The organism is Marinobacter azerbaijanicus, assembly GCF_030250645.1.
Classification (GTDB): domain Bacteria; phylum Pseudomonadota; class Gammaproteobacteria; order Pseudomonadales; family Oleiphilaceae; genus Marinobacter; species Marinobacter azerbaijanicus.
Window position 1 is genome coordinate 208,063 of sequence record NZ_JASSVS010000006.1, and the last position, 14,790, is coordinate 222,852.

Genomic DNA, 14,790 nt, shown 5'->3' on the forward strand with positions numbered 1-14,790 from the left:
AACGTCCTTGCGGCCGTAAAAGCGGTGTCTCCAGCGCCATTGCCGTAGCGGCCATATCCGCCTATGTTTTTTCCAGATCCATTCAGCCCCGGAGTGAGCGATGATTCAAACTGCACTGGAAGCCGGACTGCGCCAGACCATGGCCCGACTGGTTCGGCCGCTTCTGCACCCCTCGGTTCCGGTAAGCATTCAGCGCAGACTTGTCAGCAAGGCTTACCTGACCTCCACTCCCCCACGGGGCACCCGCTTTGAAGAAGTCGAGGCCGAAGGCCTCGCCATGATGCGGGTTTGCCATAGCGACACACCCAGCGGCGTCGTGCTGTATTTCCATGGCGGCGGCTATATCCTGGGCTCACCAAAAACCCATCGGGGCATTACCGGACATCTGGCCAAAACCAGTGGCACAATGGTGATTGTCCCTGACTACAAGATGGCGCCGGAAAACCCTTACCCGGCAGCACTGGACGATGCGGAAACTGTTTATCGAGCGCTGCTGGATGAGGGGCATCCGCCAGCGTCACTCAGCCTTGCAGGTGACTCAGCCGGCGGCGGGCTGGCTATCGCCCTGGCAATGCGCCTGCGGGACAAGGGGCTTCCCCTGCCCGCCTCGATTGTGGTTCTGTCTCCCTGGACCGATCTTTCCAATGCCCACCTGTACTCCCCTGAATGCGAACCGGTGCTGCAAAGGCGCTGGATCGACAAGGCTGCCCGGCTTTACTGCGGCAGTGAGCCTGTCTCCAACCCGTACATTTCACCGGTTTTTGGTGACCTGTCCGGTTTACCTCCCATACTGATTCAGGTGGGCAGCCAGGAAATCCTGTTGAACGATGCCCAGCGCCTGGCGGACGCGGCCGACCGGGACAACGTTGAGGCCCGCCTGGAAATCTACAACAGCCTCTGGCATGTATTCCAGGTGCATGCCGGCCAACTGGACCGCGCAACCGATGCCCTGAAAACCGCAGGGGCGTTCATCCGCCAGCATCTAACAACCTGACTCTGTGGTTTTATCGCTGTCGGTGATGGCGGAGAGTGATACCTCCCCGCGAATCAATGCCTCCTTGTGTTTTCGCGGCCACTGTTTCAACTGCCATTCCAGCTTCGAAGCGGTGGACCTGTCACTGGCGCAGGCGGCAAAGGCCAACTCCAGGGGCCCCTTACCCCGAAGGCTGCGGGCACCCTTTGGTGCACCTGCCTGATGCTCGGCAATGCGTCGCTCTACATCCGTTGTGATTCCCGTGTACAGGGACCCTTTGGCAGTCCGCACCATGTAGATAAACCATTGGCTCATGCAGACGACGCCCTGACCATTTTTTCCCGGGCCTTCCGTTGCTGAATCCACAACCCGGCAACAATCAGTACCAGGCCGACATAGGTGGAAGGCAGAATGATTTCTCCCAGAATGAAATAGATAAACACCAGTGACAGGAACGGGGAGATGAAGATCAGATTGCTCACCCGGGAGGTATTTTCGGCTTTTTTCATGGCATAGGACCAGAGAACAAACGCAACTCCCATCTCGAACACGCCCACGTAAGTGGCGGCAGCCAGCCCCATTGTGGGACTGAAGCTGAGACCATCTGTAAGCCCACATATGACCGCAATCACTGGCAAAGCACAGAGAAAGTTCAGAAACAGACCCACCACTGGATCCCGGGTGTCCCGTGTGGCAATAATCCAGTAGGAAGCCCAGACCAGTGTGCTGCCAATCGCAAACGCCACTCCAAGCGGGTCGGAAAAGGTCAGCGACAGGACATCACCGCGCGTGGCAATGACCACCACACCGCTATAGCAGACCAGCCCCGCAATGATATCCGCACGCCGCAATCGCTGCCCCAGAAACGGCACTGACAGATAGGCCAGTACCAGTGCCCAAGTGTAGTTGAGAGGCTGTGCTTCCTGAGCGGGCAGCCGGTCAAAGGCGCCAAACAGAAGAAAGTAGTACAGGCACGGGTTGATCAGCCCCATGCCCATGGATTGAAGATACTGGGCGCGGGTCAGTTGGAACACCAGGTGCCAACGGCGCTGGGCGACCAGGATCAACGCCATCACCACCACCGATGCGGAACAGGCCACAAATAACATCTGGACCGGAGTCAACTCCCGCAGCGACAGTTTGAACGCCGTCGCCACCGTGGACCAGAGCAACACCGTTCCCAGACCATAGAGCATTGCCTGTTTCTGGTTAGTCACCGGCATTGTCCTTGTCAGCATCCAGCCATCGATAAAGAGTGCGGCGATTCACACCCAGTATCTGGGCGGCACGCCGTTTGTTCCCCTCCACCGCATCAATGACACGTGCAGCATAATCCCGCTGCACCTGGTCCAGCGTGGGCCAGTCCGCCAGGTTACCGGCGGGCAATGCCGGCCTTGCTTCGGCGGTACCTGTCTGGCGTTTGCGCACGCGGGCCGGCAGATGTTCCGGCAGTATGGTATCGCCATCACAGAAGGTTACCGCCCGCTCAATGGCGCTGGCCAGCTCCCGGACATTACCGGGAAACGGGTAGTCGGACAGTATGCGCGACGCCACTTCGCTCAGTTGCAGGAACCCACGGTTGTGGCGCCGCGCCGAATCCCGCAGAAAATGCATGGCAAGAAGATCCACGTCGTCACCCCGCTCCCTCAGTGGCGGCACCAGCAGAGTCAGGGTTTCCAGGCGGTAATAGAGATCCTCCCGAAAACTGCCCTGCTCCACGGCCTTGACGAGATCCTGATGGGTTGCAGCAATGATTCGAACATCCACCGATTCTTCCTGGTCAGCCCCGACCGGTTTGATGGTGCCCTCCTGCAGGACCCGCAACAATTTTGCCTGAAGCGCCAGCGGCATCTCGCCGATCTCGTCCAGCAACAGGGTGCCACCATGGGCTTCCGCAAACAGCCCCCGGCGGACAGACTTGGCACCGGTGAACGCCCCAGCTTCATGGCCGAAGAATTCGCTTTCCATCAATTCCTGGGGGATACCCGCACAGTTTACCGGTATGAACGGCCCCTGATTGCGATCGCTTTCCTGATGGATCGCCCTGGCCACCAATTCCTTGCCGGTGCCGCTTTCCCCGCTCACCAGAACCGCCGCCCCGCTGCGAGCCACCTGCCGGATCTCGGTCCGGAGCTGTTCCATCGCACGGCTTTCACCCACGAGTCCCAGTGACACATCACCCGCACCCTGTGATTTATAGCGTGCCAGTTCACTGGTCACTGCCGCATGGGCCAGCAACCGCTTGATCTTCAGCCGCAGGTGATCGGTGGACAATGGTTTGGTGAGGAAGTCATCAGCGCCGGCCTTCAATGCCTCCACAGCCTGATCAACCGTGCCAAAGGCAGTGATGATGATAAAGGGTACGGAGTGTCCCTCGGCCTGAAGCTGCCGGAGTATCGCAAGACCGTCGCCATCCGGTAACCGGAGATCTGATACGATCAGATCGGGGCGCCATTCCCTCCCCTTCTGGGATCCTTCCTCAACAGTGCCTGCGCAGCGGACCTGGTAGCCATCCACCTCAAGCTCCTCCGACAGGAGCATTCGCAAACTGGCGTCATCCTCAACCAACAGGATTGATGCCGGCCTAGTGTTCATGGTGGTTCTCCTTGGAATGCTCACTGCGCCCGAAGACCGGCCAGAAGGTCGACATGCGACACCCGCCCTGCGGATTTGATCCGATATCGACCCGGCCGCCATGCTCCTTGAGAACACTGCCGACCACGGCCAGCCCCAACCCGGTACCTTCGCCAGCCGCCCGGGTACTGAAAAAAGGCTCGAAAATCCGTTCACGTAATGACGGGGTGATGCCCGGGCCGTCGTCGTCTACTCGCAGCTCCCAGAATCCTTCATGTCCCAGCACCGACACCGTTACCCGTGACTGGGCAGCCTGGCAGGCATTGCGGATAATATTCAGACACGCCATTTCCAGGCGTGTTGGTTCCGCCAGTATCGCTGCTTGATCAAATGGAATATCCGTCCGGATTTCAACTCCCTGACACCGGGGCTCCTCGCCAATACGGCTCGTCAGGTCCCTGACCGTAGCCACCAGGTCCGTCTGCCGCCGGGAGTCTGGCACATGGCGAAAACAGTCAAGCAGTTGCTGGATAATCAGCGTCATCCGCTCGACCTGATGCTCGATATCCTTCAGGTGTCGTCGGTCATTTTCGGCCATGTCCCCCCGCCTGAGGATATTGGCCCGGCCCTGAATGACATTCAGCGGCGCGCCCAACTCGTGGGCAACGCCCCCCGCCACGCGGCCAATCATGGCAACCTTTTCCTGGTATTTCAGCTGCTCCGACAACTCCTGCTCACGCTCTACACTCTCGCGGATTTCTTTTTCCGCAACGGTCATGCGGGCCCCCATATCCTGCAACCCCTCATGGATCTGGCGCAGTTCACGGGGCCCGGCAGGCATGTCATCAACCTGCCAGTGTCCGGGCGCCATCCTTCCCATAATGTTGAGGAGCCGGCTGACGTGGCGGCCTACCGCGCCATAGTGACCCAGAACCACAACCAGAATGACCATCAGGGACACCACCGACCAGATGCTGACCGCCCAGATGCGGCTGGACGCAACCAGCTCGTGAAAATCACTGCGTTTACGGGTTACCTGCAATAACCCCTGGATTCGTCCGTCCGCAGCAACCAGTGGAGTGAATTGCGAGAATACAGATACGCCGTCAACGCGACGAAAAGCACCGTCGAGTTCGCCACTGGCAATTGCCCGTTCGGCACTGTCGCTGCGAGTCACATCGCTATCCGCCACGCCCAGGCTGGCAATATGCTGTCCGGCTTCATCAAAAACAGAAGCACCAAACACACGGCCAATGCGGAATATGGATTTGAGGGATTCTCCCATGACGATCTCATCGCCATCAGACATAGCCTGGGAAAGCGGGCCGCTGACGGCCCGTGCGACAAGTTCCAGATCCTCCCGCAAACGTTCATTCAGGTTCTGTTCCACCGCCCCCAGGCCAAGGTAGATAGCCACACCGCTGAACACCATCAGCGGCACAACAATGCTCAGTACCAGGGTCAGGCGTAGCGAACGGAACATTTCCCGCGCTCTTGATACAGGCGTTTTCATAACCCACTCCGACAAACTGTCACGCAGGTATGCCACATGTGACATTTAGCCACAAGCCACATTACATGCCGGTAACAGAGAATTTCCATAACTCATTGTTTTTGCAATATTTTATCAAATTACAAAAACTGGCACAGACCTTGATTGGTGGTAGATAGCACTCTAGGAACCAGGTTCCTTTTAACGCATGATTGCACGCAAAAAGCCAATGCAATCCCCCAAACCAGAAGGAGAGAGTTATGAACAAGCTTCTCGTTTCACTGACCGCATCCCTGGCACTGCTTGCCGCCGGCCCTGCAATTGCTCAGGAAAGCCAGCAGAACCCTGAGTCTGCCGATACTGATGGTGGTTACAGCGATCCGGCAGCCGCAGGCTCGCAGAGTACCAACTTCTCCGATCAGGAGCTGAAGCAGTTCGTCGAAGCCCAGGAAGGCATCAACGATATCCGGGACGAATACATGGAGAAAATCGAGGCGGCTGATTCACAGCAAAAGGCTCAGGAACTGCAAATGGAAGCCAACGATGAAATGGTGACGGTGATTGAGGATGCCGGTATGGATATCCCCACCTACAATTCCATCGCAACCGCTTACAATAGCGAGCCACAGGTACGTAACCGTGTCGACGCCCTGATGTAAGCACCACCCTGCGGTCGTTTATTGGTAAGGCCCTGCTTCGGCAGGGCCTTTCTGGTTATGGAGGGGGATCGACGTCCATAACAGCCATTGATTGTGGTACCTTGTCTGCATTGTTTTGCAGATATCAACGGAGACAGGACATGCGAAGACTCTGCCGCGGGCTAACCCCATTGCTTGGGATGGTGATGCTTTTGCTGGCAGGTTGCTCAGACAGCCCGGATACGGTAACGGGCAGCGACAGGGATGAAAAATCCTCCTACCCTGTAACCTGGCGCTTCGCGCTTGAGGAAATTGAAGGCAGTGTACAGCACCGTTACGCCCTGGAACTCAAGGACCGGATCGAGAGCATCTCGGATGGCAACATTGTTATTGATATCTTTCCCTATGGATCTATCGGCACCTCCCTTCAACTGACCGACCTGGCCCGGGAAGGCTCGGTTCATCTGGCCTTCGCCTCACCCGGCCACCTGGCCGATGTGATTCCCGAGGTTGGGGTATTCACGCTCCATTACCTGTTGTCAGACGACGAGAATGTAAACCGTGACATTCTTGCCAGTGAAGAACTGGTGCAGCTGTTTCGCGAACCCTACGGGGAGCAGAACCTCAAGCTTCTCGGTTTCGTGCCTGAGGGCTGGATCGTGTGGACGGCAAACAAACCCCTGAAGAGACCTGAAGATTTCGACGGTCTTGCAATCCGCACCATGACGTCGGAAATCGCAGCGGAATCCTATAGGGCCTATGGCGCAACCCCCACCCCTACCCCGTTTTCCCAGGTATACAGTGATCTCCAGTTACGCCGTATCGACGGGCAGGCCAACCCGGTCTTTGCCATTGAGGAGATGGGGTTTTACGAAGTCCAGAACACCATGACATTCGCAAGACCGGCCCAGTTCGTTACCTCGGTGGTTTCAAACAGGAGCTGGTTTGATGGCCTTCCCGAGGATCAGCGGGAGTGGCTGGAAAATGCCCTTGATGAGGTTGCCCCCCTGGCTTACGAGGTACAGGCGGAACTCAATGCCCGACGCCTTGAAACCATCAGGGAAAACAGCAACATCAACATGGTTGAGCTGACGGAAGAGGAGCGCGAGCGGTTTCGCAAGGCAAGCCTGCCAGTTCGCGACAGCTATGCCCGTATTGCGGGTGAGCGCGGAGAGAGGATTCTCGACCGGCTTCTGACCCTGGTCCGCGAAGCAGAAGCGAAAACGCCCACACCCGCTTCAACAGACCAGTAACATTACTCGGGCACCAGCCATTCCACCGTTGACGTAATACCCAGGCACTCATCATCAGAAATGGCCTGCATCATCGCGGCAAGTCGGCCATCAAATCCCCAGGGCGGATTAACCACTAGCATTCCCGACCCGGACATGCCACGTTCAGGCGGCTGATCCAGCGTAATTTCATTACAGAGTACCTTGCGGACGGCACCCTCGGATATCGCACTCTTCAGCCGCTCGTCAGGCCTGCCCGCCAGTATCGGATACCAGATCAGGTACACCCCGTGCCGACATTTCTGCCAGGCCCGCGAAAGTGTCTGTGCAACCTCCTCATAATCGCTCTTGACCTCATAGGAGGGATCGATCAGCACTAACAGTCTTGGCTGCCTGGGCGGCAGGTGGCGGAGTAATCCCTTCAGCCCGTCTTCCTGTAGGACCCTGATGCCGGAACGTCCGGCAGCCCACCGGGCCAGGGTATCGCCCTCTGCAGGATGCAGCTCAAACGCCGTAAGACTGTCCTGCTGACGAAGGTAACGGCATAACCAGCGCGGTGAACCCGGGTACTGCTGCAGTTGCCCGTTTGCACCTTCACCTGAGGCCAGTTCATCCAACATGGCCTGCCAGTCGTCAGACCCCAGATGCGCACGAAAGGGCCAGACCCGCTGGACTCCAGAGGCCGCTTCCCGCGTCTTCAGCGCCCTCTCGCTGTCAAGGTCATAGCTGGCACTGCCCGCATGGGTATCAAAGCAGGCAATAGCCGAGGGTTTGGACTGCATCATTCGCATTGCCAGGACCAATGCAGAATGCTTCTGGATATCGGCAAAATTACCGGCGTGAAAAGCGTGGAGATAACTCAGCATTCCAGACTCCTGAACATTGAAAAACCATTAGGCTACAGGTCCATCCTCCATGGCAAATATTTTCGGTCTTCGAGGCTGCCCGAAGTTACTGGTATCCTTGCATTAAATATTTTCCGGAGGAAAGTACCTTGGCTGGCAACAACCGCAACAGGGACACTATTGATCAGCTCTATCGCCTGATTGCAAATGAGGAAGACGCACGGGTCTGCAAGGATATCCCGGCGGAGGCCTGCCAGGAGGTGCCCCGTAACTTTTTCCTGATTCTGGGTAGCAACGTCCTGACCAAGCTGGGCGATCTGCTGATCAGCCCCAAAACCGTGCTGGCCTGGCTTCTGAGCGCGATTGGCGCCCCTGCGCTGGTTGCCTGGCTGGTACCTATCCGGGAATCCGGCTCCATGGTGCCGCAAATGGTTATCGCGGCCTGGGTCCGGCGCCAGGCCGTTCGCAAATGGTTCTGGACCCTGGGAAGTTTTGGCCAGGCGGCCAGTGTCGTAGCCATGGCAGCAAGCGTGTGGTTCCTGGAGGGGTATGCCGCCGGAAGTGGCGTCGTCGCTTCACTTATTGTGTTTTCACTGGCCCGCGGATTCTGCTCCGTGTCCATGAAGGACGTTCAGGGTAAATGTATTCCGAAAACCCGTCGTGGCCGGCTCTCCGGGCTGGCCTCCACGATCGGAGGTAGCGCCACCGTGGTTCTGACGGCCCTGCTGTTCTGGGACCGTGGAGATCCCACCATCGCCTTTTTTACCGTCCTTTTGCTTTTGGCAGCCGCTCTCTGGGTGATCGCCGGCGTGCTCTTTGCCGGGGTAAAGGAATACGAAGGCGAAACCGGTGGTGGTGGAAATGCCATGGAAGAAGCGTTAAGGAGCCTTTCCCTGCTCCGCGATAACGTGCCGTTCCGGAACTTCGTGATTACCCGGGCGCTGCTTCTCTCTTCAGCCCTTGCCTCACCGTATTTTGTGGTTCTTGCTCAAAAAGAGTCTGATATCGGCTGGATGCTGGGTTTCTTTCTGCTGGCCAGCAGTCTCGCCAGCTCGCTCAGTGCCAGTTTCTGGGGTTGGGCTGCAGACACCTCAAGCCGGAAGGTCATGATTCGTGGTGCCGCCATAGCCAGCGGGGTTTGCCTGGTGGTGGGCACCACTGCAACGATCTTCGGAACTGGAATAGGCAGCGTCTGGTTCTACCCGGTCGCTTTCTTCGTTCTGAACGTTGCTCATGCTGGTGTTCGGCTGGGCAGAAAAACCTATCTTGTGGATATGGCGGGAGGTAATAAACGAACCGACTATACGGCTGTAAGCAATACCGTAATCGGCGGCCTGCTCCTGCTGGTTGGTGGCCTCACAGCTCTGGTCTCACTGGTATCCGATGTGGCGGTCATTGTAGTACTGGGCCTTATGGGGTTTGCTGGCATGCTGAGTGCGCTGCGGCTGAAGGAAGTGACTTCAGATTGACCTGCACGACTGAGACATGCGTCACAAAAAGCAATGTTATTGGAACCATTCTGGTGCATCTTACGTGAAGTGCCATAATCACCAACACGGAAACCTGGCACCGGGATAATAAAACAGGGACGTGTCGTTCCACCACTGCGCAGTCGTTGCAAACAGAGGCAGAGCTATGCGAACAGACACACCAATACCCAGTAAACACCAGGGCCGGCTGATCCATACCTTGTATGGTTGGTACGCTCTGACCCGCGAACAGTCAGATCTTGGCCCATTCGACACACCCGAGAAGGCCTCCAGGGCTCTCAATGGCCACATCAAGGTCTTCAAGGGTCTAAATTCGCGGCTTCCAGGGCAGCCGGGGCGGATGCACCTCCACGACGCAGCCCAATGCAGCAGGACGAACTGCGGTCTCTGCGTTGAAGCCAGAATTGTTGAGCAATCGTTGATGGTGGCGACATCATGAACGGTAGGCGCGAACCCGGAACTGCTCACGGCAACAACCTGGTGCCACCCCATCGCCGGGCCAGGGTGGCCTTCGCATTGATTTTCTTCTCTCTGAGCCTGTCTTTCCTGAACTACGTAGGCCCTCTCTGAATGCACTTTCTGTCCCGGCGCGCCAGGTGCCGGGACAGAAAGGAGCCATTGCCGGTGACCACTACAACGGCGCTTTCCCATCGTTCAGTGCCAGGGCGCCTTTGACGATGCGGTAGATTATCCAGATGGATATACCCAGCAACACGAACCACCCGATAATCAGGGGGGTAGTCACAATGCCGACGACGGTCCACAACAGCCCTATCCAGAACGTACGGATCTGCCAGCGGAAATGTGGCTCTATCCAGGTGTCCCGGACGTCGTCAAGCTTGACGTAGTTGATGATGACGCCAGCCAGGCCGGTAATGCCTCCCACAAAAAACGATAGTGCCTGAAGGATATAGACCAGAACGGCCAGGTTGCGCCCCGGCTCCTCACGGCGGTCCAGCGGGTCCTCATTGGCGGGAATGTATTCAGACTCGGGCACGGGATTCTCCTTTAACTGGGCACCAAAAGTGTACCACAGCAACCCGGCCCGAAAACTGAGGCCAATCAGCGACTGTTGGGCTTATAACCCACACGGAAACCACCCCAGTGCTTACCGTTTACGTAAATCGGAACCGACAGATCATGCATGATCTCCCCGGTGTCCCTGCGGTAGGTCTGCAACAGCATGCTCTGGGTGTGATTGCCACAACGGGCGCCGGTGCGGTCGTTGAACAGGCGCTTGCTGCGACTCTTTACCAGATCGATTTTCGGGTCACCGGTTGGTGCATGGGCAAATTCACGGTTATGAGTAGGTACATAGCCATCGGGCGCTATGGCAATTGCATACACCAGGGCAGGATCAGCTGACTTGACCGCCTCCTGTACAGAGGGAAGCTGCTGGTCAGTAAACCGGTCAAAACTGCTGGAGTACTTCTGGGGATCGGTATTCGGGATAGGCTCTCTTTTCTTGTCGAACAGGGCACTCTCTGACAACTGTCCGTCACGAACGGCCTGTTCGAAAAGTTTGCCAATCCGGTCTGCCCCCTCACGTGCCTGATCATAGAAGGGCCGGTGATAGCTTTCATCGCTGTTCAGCGCAAACGCGGCATTGGCTTCTTCTGCCAGCTCCATCAGAGTCGCCGCCTGTTCGGCAAGGGAGGTCACACTGGAATCGCTTTCTGTGATCTGGTCTCGTACCGTTTCAATCGCCGAGGACACCTGTTGCAGACTCTGCTCATTATTCTGGTCAATCTCGGCAATACGTGCCACCTGTTGCTGGACACGATCGGATTGATCGCGGATCTGATCCAGGCGTTCGCCAACGCTTTCAACGGAATCCAGGCCAGCCTCTACGCTTTTGGCAAGGTCCTCGATCCGTGCGACGATCAGCGAGGTGTCTGACCTCACTTCCTGGAGTGTTTCGGCAACTTCCCCGGTTGCCTGTGCGGTTCGACCGGCCAACTGCCTGACTTCATCGGCAACCACGGCAAACCCGCGCCCCTGGTCGCCCGCTCGGGCTGCTTCAATTGCCGCATTCAGGGCCAACAGATTAGTCTGCTCTGCAATTCCCTGAATAGTGGTGGTCACCCCCTGAATCTTGTTGGATTTTTCATTCAGTTCCTGGATCAGCCGCAGGTTCTCACTGGACTGCTCGTGCACGGCCCGAACGCTGTCAATGGCAGCTGTCAGCGCTTCTCGACCTTCCACGCTCACCTGACGATTCTGCATGGCCATAGTGGCGGCATCGGTAGCCTGCTGGGCGGACTCACGGACACTCTCCGTGATCTGCACCGCATACTCCGACATCTGTGCGGTTTCAGTGACCTGGCGATCCAGACGGACCTTTAACTGATCCGCCGCAAAAGACACCTGGGCCGCTGAAATGGCGCTTTTATCCGCACTGCCGGACAGCGCCTCAATCAGGGCACGGCCGGCCCTGGCCTCGGCAAGAAGCCCCTTACACTGTTGACCCAGGGGACTGTCATCAGCCAACTCCCCTTCATTCAGCTGCTTGATAGAACGCTCGACTGGTTCAAGTACTCGCAATACCAGATAAGCAGTGGCGACGATCAGGCCAAGAACCAGACCCGCCAGAACCGAAGAACCATCCAGCCCTATCAATGGCGCCCCCAACGCCGCTGTGACGGCAACGGCCACTGCAACTGATACCCCCATGAACAAAACAGGTCGACTGAAAAAGCCCATAGCCACCTCGTTGTTATCATTATTAGTGAATGCATCTTTTATTGAATGCCATTGGTGAGAGTAATGAATTGATCTGTATTAATAACTGCTACTTTAGTTCACTCATCATTGTTTTTCGGCAGGTTGCTACAAATCTGAAACAAAAAAAACGCAACCCGGAGACTTCCAGCAGAAGAATCCGGGTTGCGTTCAGGTACTGCCAGCAAACTGCGTGGGTCAGGCGCCGACAACACCTCCGTCATCTCTGGTGACGATCACTGTCGCATCTCTGGGGCGGTCCTCGGATGGATCAGGCCAGTTCCCCCGCGGATGCTGGATATTCACAAACATGGTTTTCACGTCCGGGGTTGTCACAACACCCGTCACTTCACAGTTCTGGGGGCCAACAAAGAATCGCTTGATCTCACGGGTAACCGGATTGGCGGCCAGCATCATGTTGTTCTCATACGGCGGTGCCCAACTACCATCGGTCTGAATCCACAGGCGTCCGTTGTAGTCGAACCAGAGACCGTCCGGGCTGTTGAAGATGTTGGTATCGTCCAGCGTAATAACGGCCTCTCCGTCAACCACGGTTTCTGTTCCCTGCTCCCCGGCGAACACGAATATGTCCCAGTCGAAACTGGTGGCGGTGTGATCACTTCCAGCCTCTGTCCAACGGATAATATGGCCAGTGGCATTTTCAACGATCGGGTTGGCGGCATTAACATCGTCATAGCCTTCCTTGCCACGATTGCTGTTGTTGGTCAGCGTGAAGTAAACATCACCGGTTTTCGGATCGATAGCACCCCACTCAGGGCGGTCCATTGTGGTAGCTCCGGCGATATCCGCGGCGAGACGGGTATTCACCAGAACGTCAGCCTGGTTCTCGAATCCGTCAAACTGGATGTCGCCCACCATGGTGCCTTGCGCCGCAGAAACCTTACTGGCAAATTCTGCGTCCTTGAGATCCAGTGCCAGCCAGTCACCGGAACCGTCGTCGTTGAATCGGGCTACGTATAGCGTACCCTCATCCAGAAGGTACCCTCCTGCCGTTGCCGCATGATAGGACTTGGAAGAGACAAATTTATAGATGTATTCGAAACGGGAGTCATCACCGGAATAGCAGACCACCGGCTCACCCTCTTTTGCAGGCGCGAAGATCACACCCTCATGGCCGAAACGGCCCAGAGCGGTCCTTTTCTGAGGCTTGCTCTCGGGAGTGAAAGGATCAATCTCAACCATGTAGCCATAGGTGTTTGCTTCGTTCCGATAATCCTCGGCGGCAGAAGCACCCATGGTTGAAACGTTGAAGCGCATGTATTCGTCAGCATCCGTATCAGCCAGTTCCCAGTCATAGCGTGAGTTGTCGTTTACGCCATGTCTCTCATATTCACGGGGGCGCTGAGCATCGGCAGTAGCAAAGTAACCATGCCAGTTTTCCTCCGCCGTGAGGTAGGTTCCCCACGGTGTCGGACCCATCGCGCAATTGTTCAGAGTACCGCGTGTTTCGGTGCCGGTCGGGCTGTAAACGGTGACCAGCTTGCTGTAGCCGCGGGCCGGGCCACGAATATCCATTTCGGTGTTACCGGTAATGCGTCGATTGAAAGGGCTGCCAAACACGACATCCCACGTGCCGTTGCTGTCACGCTTGATGTGAATCACTGAAACACCGTGCGCTGCAACTTCCTTGCGAACCTCATCTACCGGCCGAACGCCGCCGTTATCAACAGCTTTAGTCGGGCCATTGGCATGCAGTGCACTCTGGTTGATGTACTCGTGGTTCATCACCAGCAGGCCTTCCGTTGAGCTGTTACCACCAGCTCTCTGGTCGATCGGAAAAAAGTGCAAACCGTCGTGATGCATGCCGACCTGATTTTCCTGATCAGCACCGGTATTGGTACCGTCAGGCCGGTATTCCGGATAGTCTCCGGTAATGGGCGTTCCCCAGGGCACAAAGGTCTGGGCAGAATAACCTTCCGGAACCACAACACGGTTTTCGTTGGAAACCGCAACCGGCTTGAACCCGAGTTCGGTGTCTGACTGGGCGCTGCCGCCAGCACTGCCGTTATCATCATTGTCGCTGTCGGAACAGCCTGCGAGCCCCATGCCCATAACACCAGCCAGGGCTGCGCCAACGCTGCCTTTCATCAGGGTACGTCGCTGCATCCGTGCCTGCAGCACATGTGCAAAGGAAGTATTGTCAGAGTGGTTTACAACTGGCTCGTAATTGGGATCCAGATAGTTCGGATCCAGATCATGCTTTGCCATGGTCCTGTCTCTCTCGGGTGGTTTATTGGTATTTCCGAGACACCATTGTTGATGGCATAAGTGACAGATTGCAGACAGCCAGAAGTCAGTTCCTTTAACCTTTTTTTACAGACAAAAAAAGAGCCTGCCCGGTCAGGGGCAGACTCTTCTGGCGACCATGTGCGTCGTCGGGGACAATCAGTTTACCCCGGATGCGTCCTAGTAACCGCCGTTCATGGAATCACCTGCCTCCTCGGCAGCTTCTCCCATTTCTTCACCGGCTTCTTCAACGGCCTCGCCAGTTTCCTCACCGGCGTCTTCGGCAGCATCCTTGGTTTCATCCCAGGCGCTGTCGTTCTGGCCAGTGGCGTCTTCATATGTCTCTTCTACGGCATCGCCGGCATCGTCCGCCATTTCTTCGATGTTATCGCCGGCTTCCTCAAAGTCTGCTCCTTCGTTGTCGTCCTGGCTGCAGGCGGCAAGGCCCAGCGTCATCAGCAATGCCAGCGCACTCAGTGTCAGCTTGTTCATAACCACGTCCCTATTCTGGTATGTATTTACGACGAGGCACAGAGTAAGGCCGGGGCCAGCGGAAACGCAATTACCGGGGTATTAAG

General features: G+C 56.7%; 14 protein-coding genes. 5 read left to right on the top strand and 9 right to left on the bottom strand.

Annotated elements, in window-relative coordinates:
• The first annotated feature begins 100 nt into the window (after positions 1 to 100).
• A complete protein-coding gene (locus tag QPM17_RS13520) occupies positions 101 to 994 on the top strand; it encodes an alpha/beta hydrolase (protein ID WP_285391320.1) in 894 nt (297 codons plus the stop codon).
• On the opposite strand, the gene QPM17_RS13525 is transcribed toward QPM17_RS13520, so the two are convergent.
• From QPM17_RS13525 to QPM17_RS13540, 4 genes are read right to left on the bottom strand one after another with little or no spacing between them, the layout of a single operon-like run.
• Positions 983 to 1,288 carry a GIY-YIG nuclease family protein gene (locus QPM17_RS13525; protein WP_285391321.1) on the bottom strand — a complete coding sequence of 102 codons (306 nt, stop codon included), beginning with the start codon at positions 1,286 to 1,288 and terminating at the stop codon, positions 983 to 985. The genes QPM17_RS13520 and QPM17_RS13525 overlap by 12 nt on opposite strands.
• The gene (locus QPM17_RS13530) at positions 1,285 to 2,190 is read right to left on the bottom strand and encodes a DMT family transporter (RefSeq protein ID WP_285391322.1); all 906 of its coding nucleotides are present in this window, start codon (positions 2,188 to 2,190) and stop codon (positions 1,285 to 1,287) included. The genes QPM17_RS13525 and QPM17_RS13530 overlap by 4 nt, the downstream gene beginning before the upstream one ends.
• Positions 2,183 to 3,568 carry a sigma-54-dependent transcriptional regulator gene (locus QPM17_RS13535; RefSeq protein WP_285391323.1) on the bottom strand — a complete coding sequence of 462 codons (1,386 nt, stop codon included), beginning with the start codon at positions 3,566 to 3,568 and terminating at the stop codon, positions 2,183 to 2,185. The genes QPM17_RS13530 and QPM17_RS13535 overlap by 8 nt, the downstream gene beginning before the upstream one ends.
• Positions 3,558 to 5,060, bottom strand: a complete 1,503-nt coding sequence (locus tag QPM17_RS13540) for a sensor histidine kinase (RefSeq protein ID WP_285391324.1) — start codon at positions 5,058 to 5,060, stop codon at positions 3,558 to 3,560. Before QPM17_RS13540 ends, QPM17_RS13535 begins: the two co-directional genes overlap by 11 nt.
• Before the next feature lie 239 nt (positions 5,061 to 5,299).
• On the opposite strand from QPM17_RS13540, the gene QPM17_RS13545 reads away from it, so the two are divergent.
• Together QPM17_RS13545 and QPM17_RS13550 are read left to right on the top strand one after the other, a co-directional pair.
• A complete protein-coding gene (locus QPM17_RS13545; RefSeq protein WP_285391325.1) occupies positions 5,300 to 5,698 on the top strand; it encodes a DUF4168 domain-containing protein in 399 nt (132 codons plus the stop codon).
• A gap of 140 nt (positions 5,699 to 5,838) precedes the next feature.
• Entirely contained in the window at positions 5,839 to 6,930 is a 1,092-nt protein-coding gene (locus QPM17_RS13550) for a TRAP transporter substrate-binding protein (RefSeq protein ID WP_285391326.1), read from the top strand.
• Positions 6,931 to 6,932: 2 nt separating this feature from the next.
• Here the strand turns inward: QPM17_RS13550 and QPM17_RS13555 are convergent, their stop codons facing one another.
• Positions 6,933 to 7,775 carry a 23S rRNA (adenine(2030)-N(6))-methyltransferase RlmJ gene (locus QPM17_RS13555; protein ID WP_285391327.1) on the bottom strand — a complete coding sequence of 281 codons (843 nt, stop codon included), beginning with the start codon at positions 7,773 to 7,775 and terminating at the stop codon, positions 6,933 to 6,935.
• A 128-nt stretch (positions 7,776 to 7,903) separates the two neighbouring features.
• Here QPM17_RS13555 and QPM17_RS13560 point away from each other — a divergent pair, with 128 nt between their 5' ends.
• Both QPM17_RS13560 and QPM17_RS13565 read left to right on the top strand, forming a co-directional pair.
• On the top strand, positions 7,904 to 9,223 hold the full coding sequence (locus tag QPM17_RS13560; RefSeq protein ID WP_285391328.1) for an MFS transporter: 1,320 nt from the start codon (positions 7,904 to 7,906) through the stop codon (positions 9,221 to 9,223).
• Between the two features lie 456 nt (positions 9,224 to 9,679).
• Positions 9,680 to 9,814 carry a hypothetical protein gene (locus QPM17_RS13565; protein ID WP_285391329.1) on the top strand — a complete coding sequence of 45 codons (135 nt, stop codon included), beginning with the start codon at positions 9,680 to 9,682 and terminating at the stop codon, positions 9,812 to 9,814.
• Positions 9,815 to 9,875: 61 nt separating this feature from the next.
• Here the strand turns inward: QPM17_RS13565 and QPM17_RS13570 are convergent, their stop codons facing one another.
• From QPM17_RS13570 to QPM17_RS13585, 4 genes are all read right to left on the bottom strand, one after another.
• A complete protein-coding gene (locus QPM17_RS13570; protein ID WP_285391330.1) occupies positions 9,876 to 10,241 on the bottom strand; it encodes a DUF4870 family protein in 366 nt (121 codons plus the stop codon).
• A 65-nt stretch (positions 10,242 to 10,306) separates the two neighbouring features.
• Positions 10,307 to 11,947, bottom strand: a complete 1,641-nt coding sequence (locus QPM17_RS13575) for a methyl-accepting chemotaxis protein (RefSeq protein ID WP_285391331.1) — start codon at positions 11,945 to 11,947, stop codon at positions 10,307 to 10,309.
• Positions 11,948 to 12,163: 216 nt separating this feature from the next.
• Entirely contained in the window at positions 12,164 to 14,194 is a 2,031-nt protein-coding gene (locus QPM17_RS13580; protein WP_285391332.1) for a PhoX family protein, read from the bottom strand.
• A gap of 198 nt (positions 14,195 to 14,392) precedes the next feature.
• Positions 14,393 to 14,704, bottom strand: a complete 312-nt coding sequence (locus tag QPM17_RS13585) for a hypothetical protein (protein WP_285391334.1) — start codon at positions 14,702 to 14,704, stop codon at positions 14,393 to 14,395.
• Between the last annotated feature and the right edge of the window lie 86 nt (positions 14,705 to 14,790).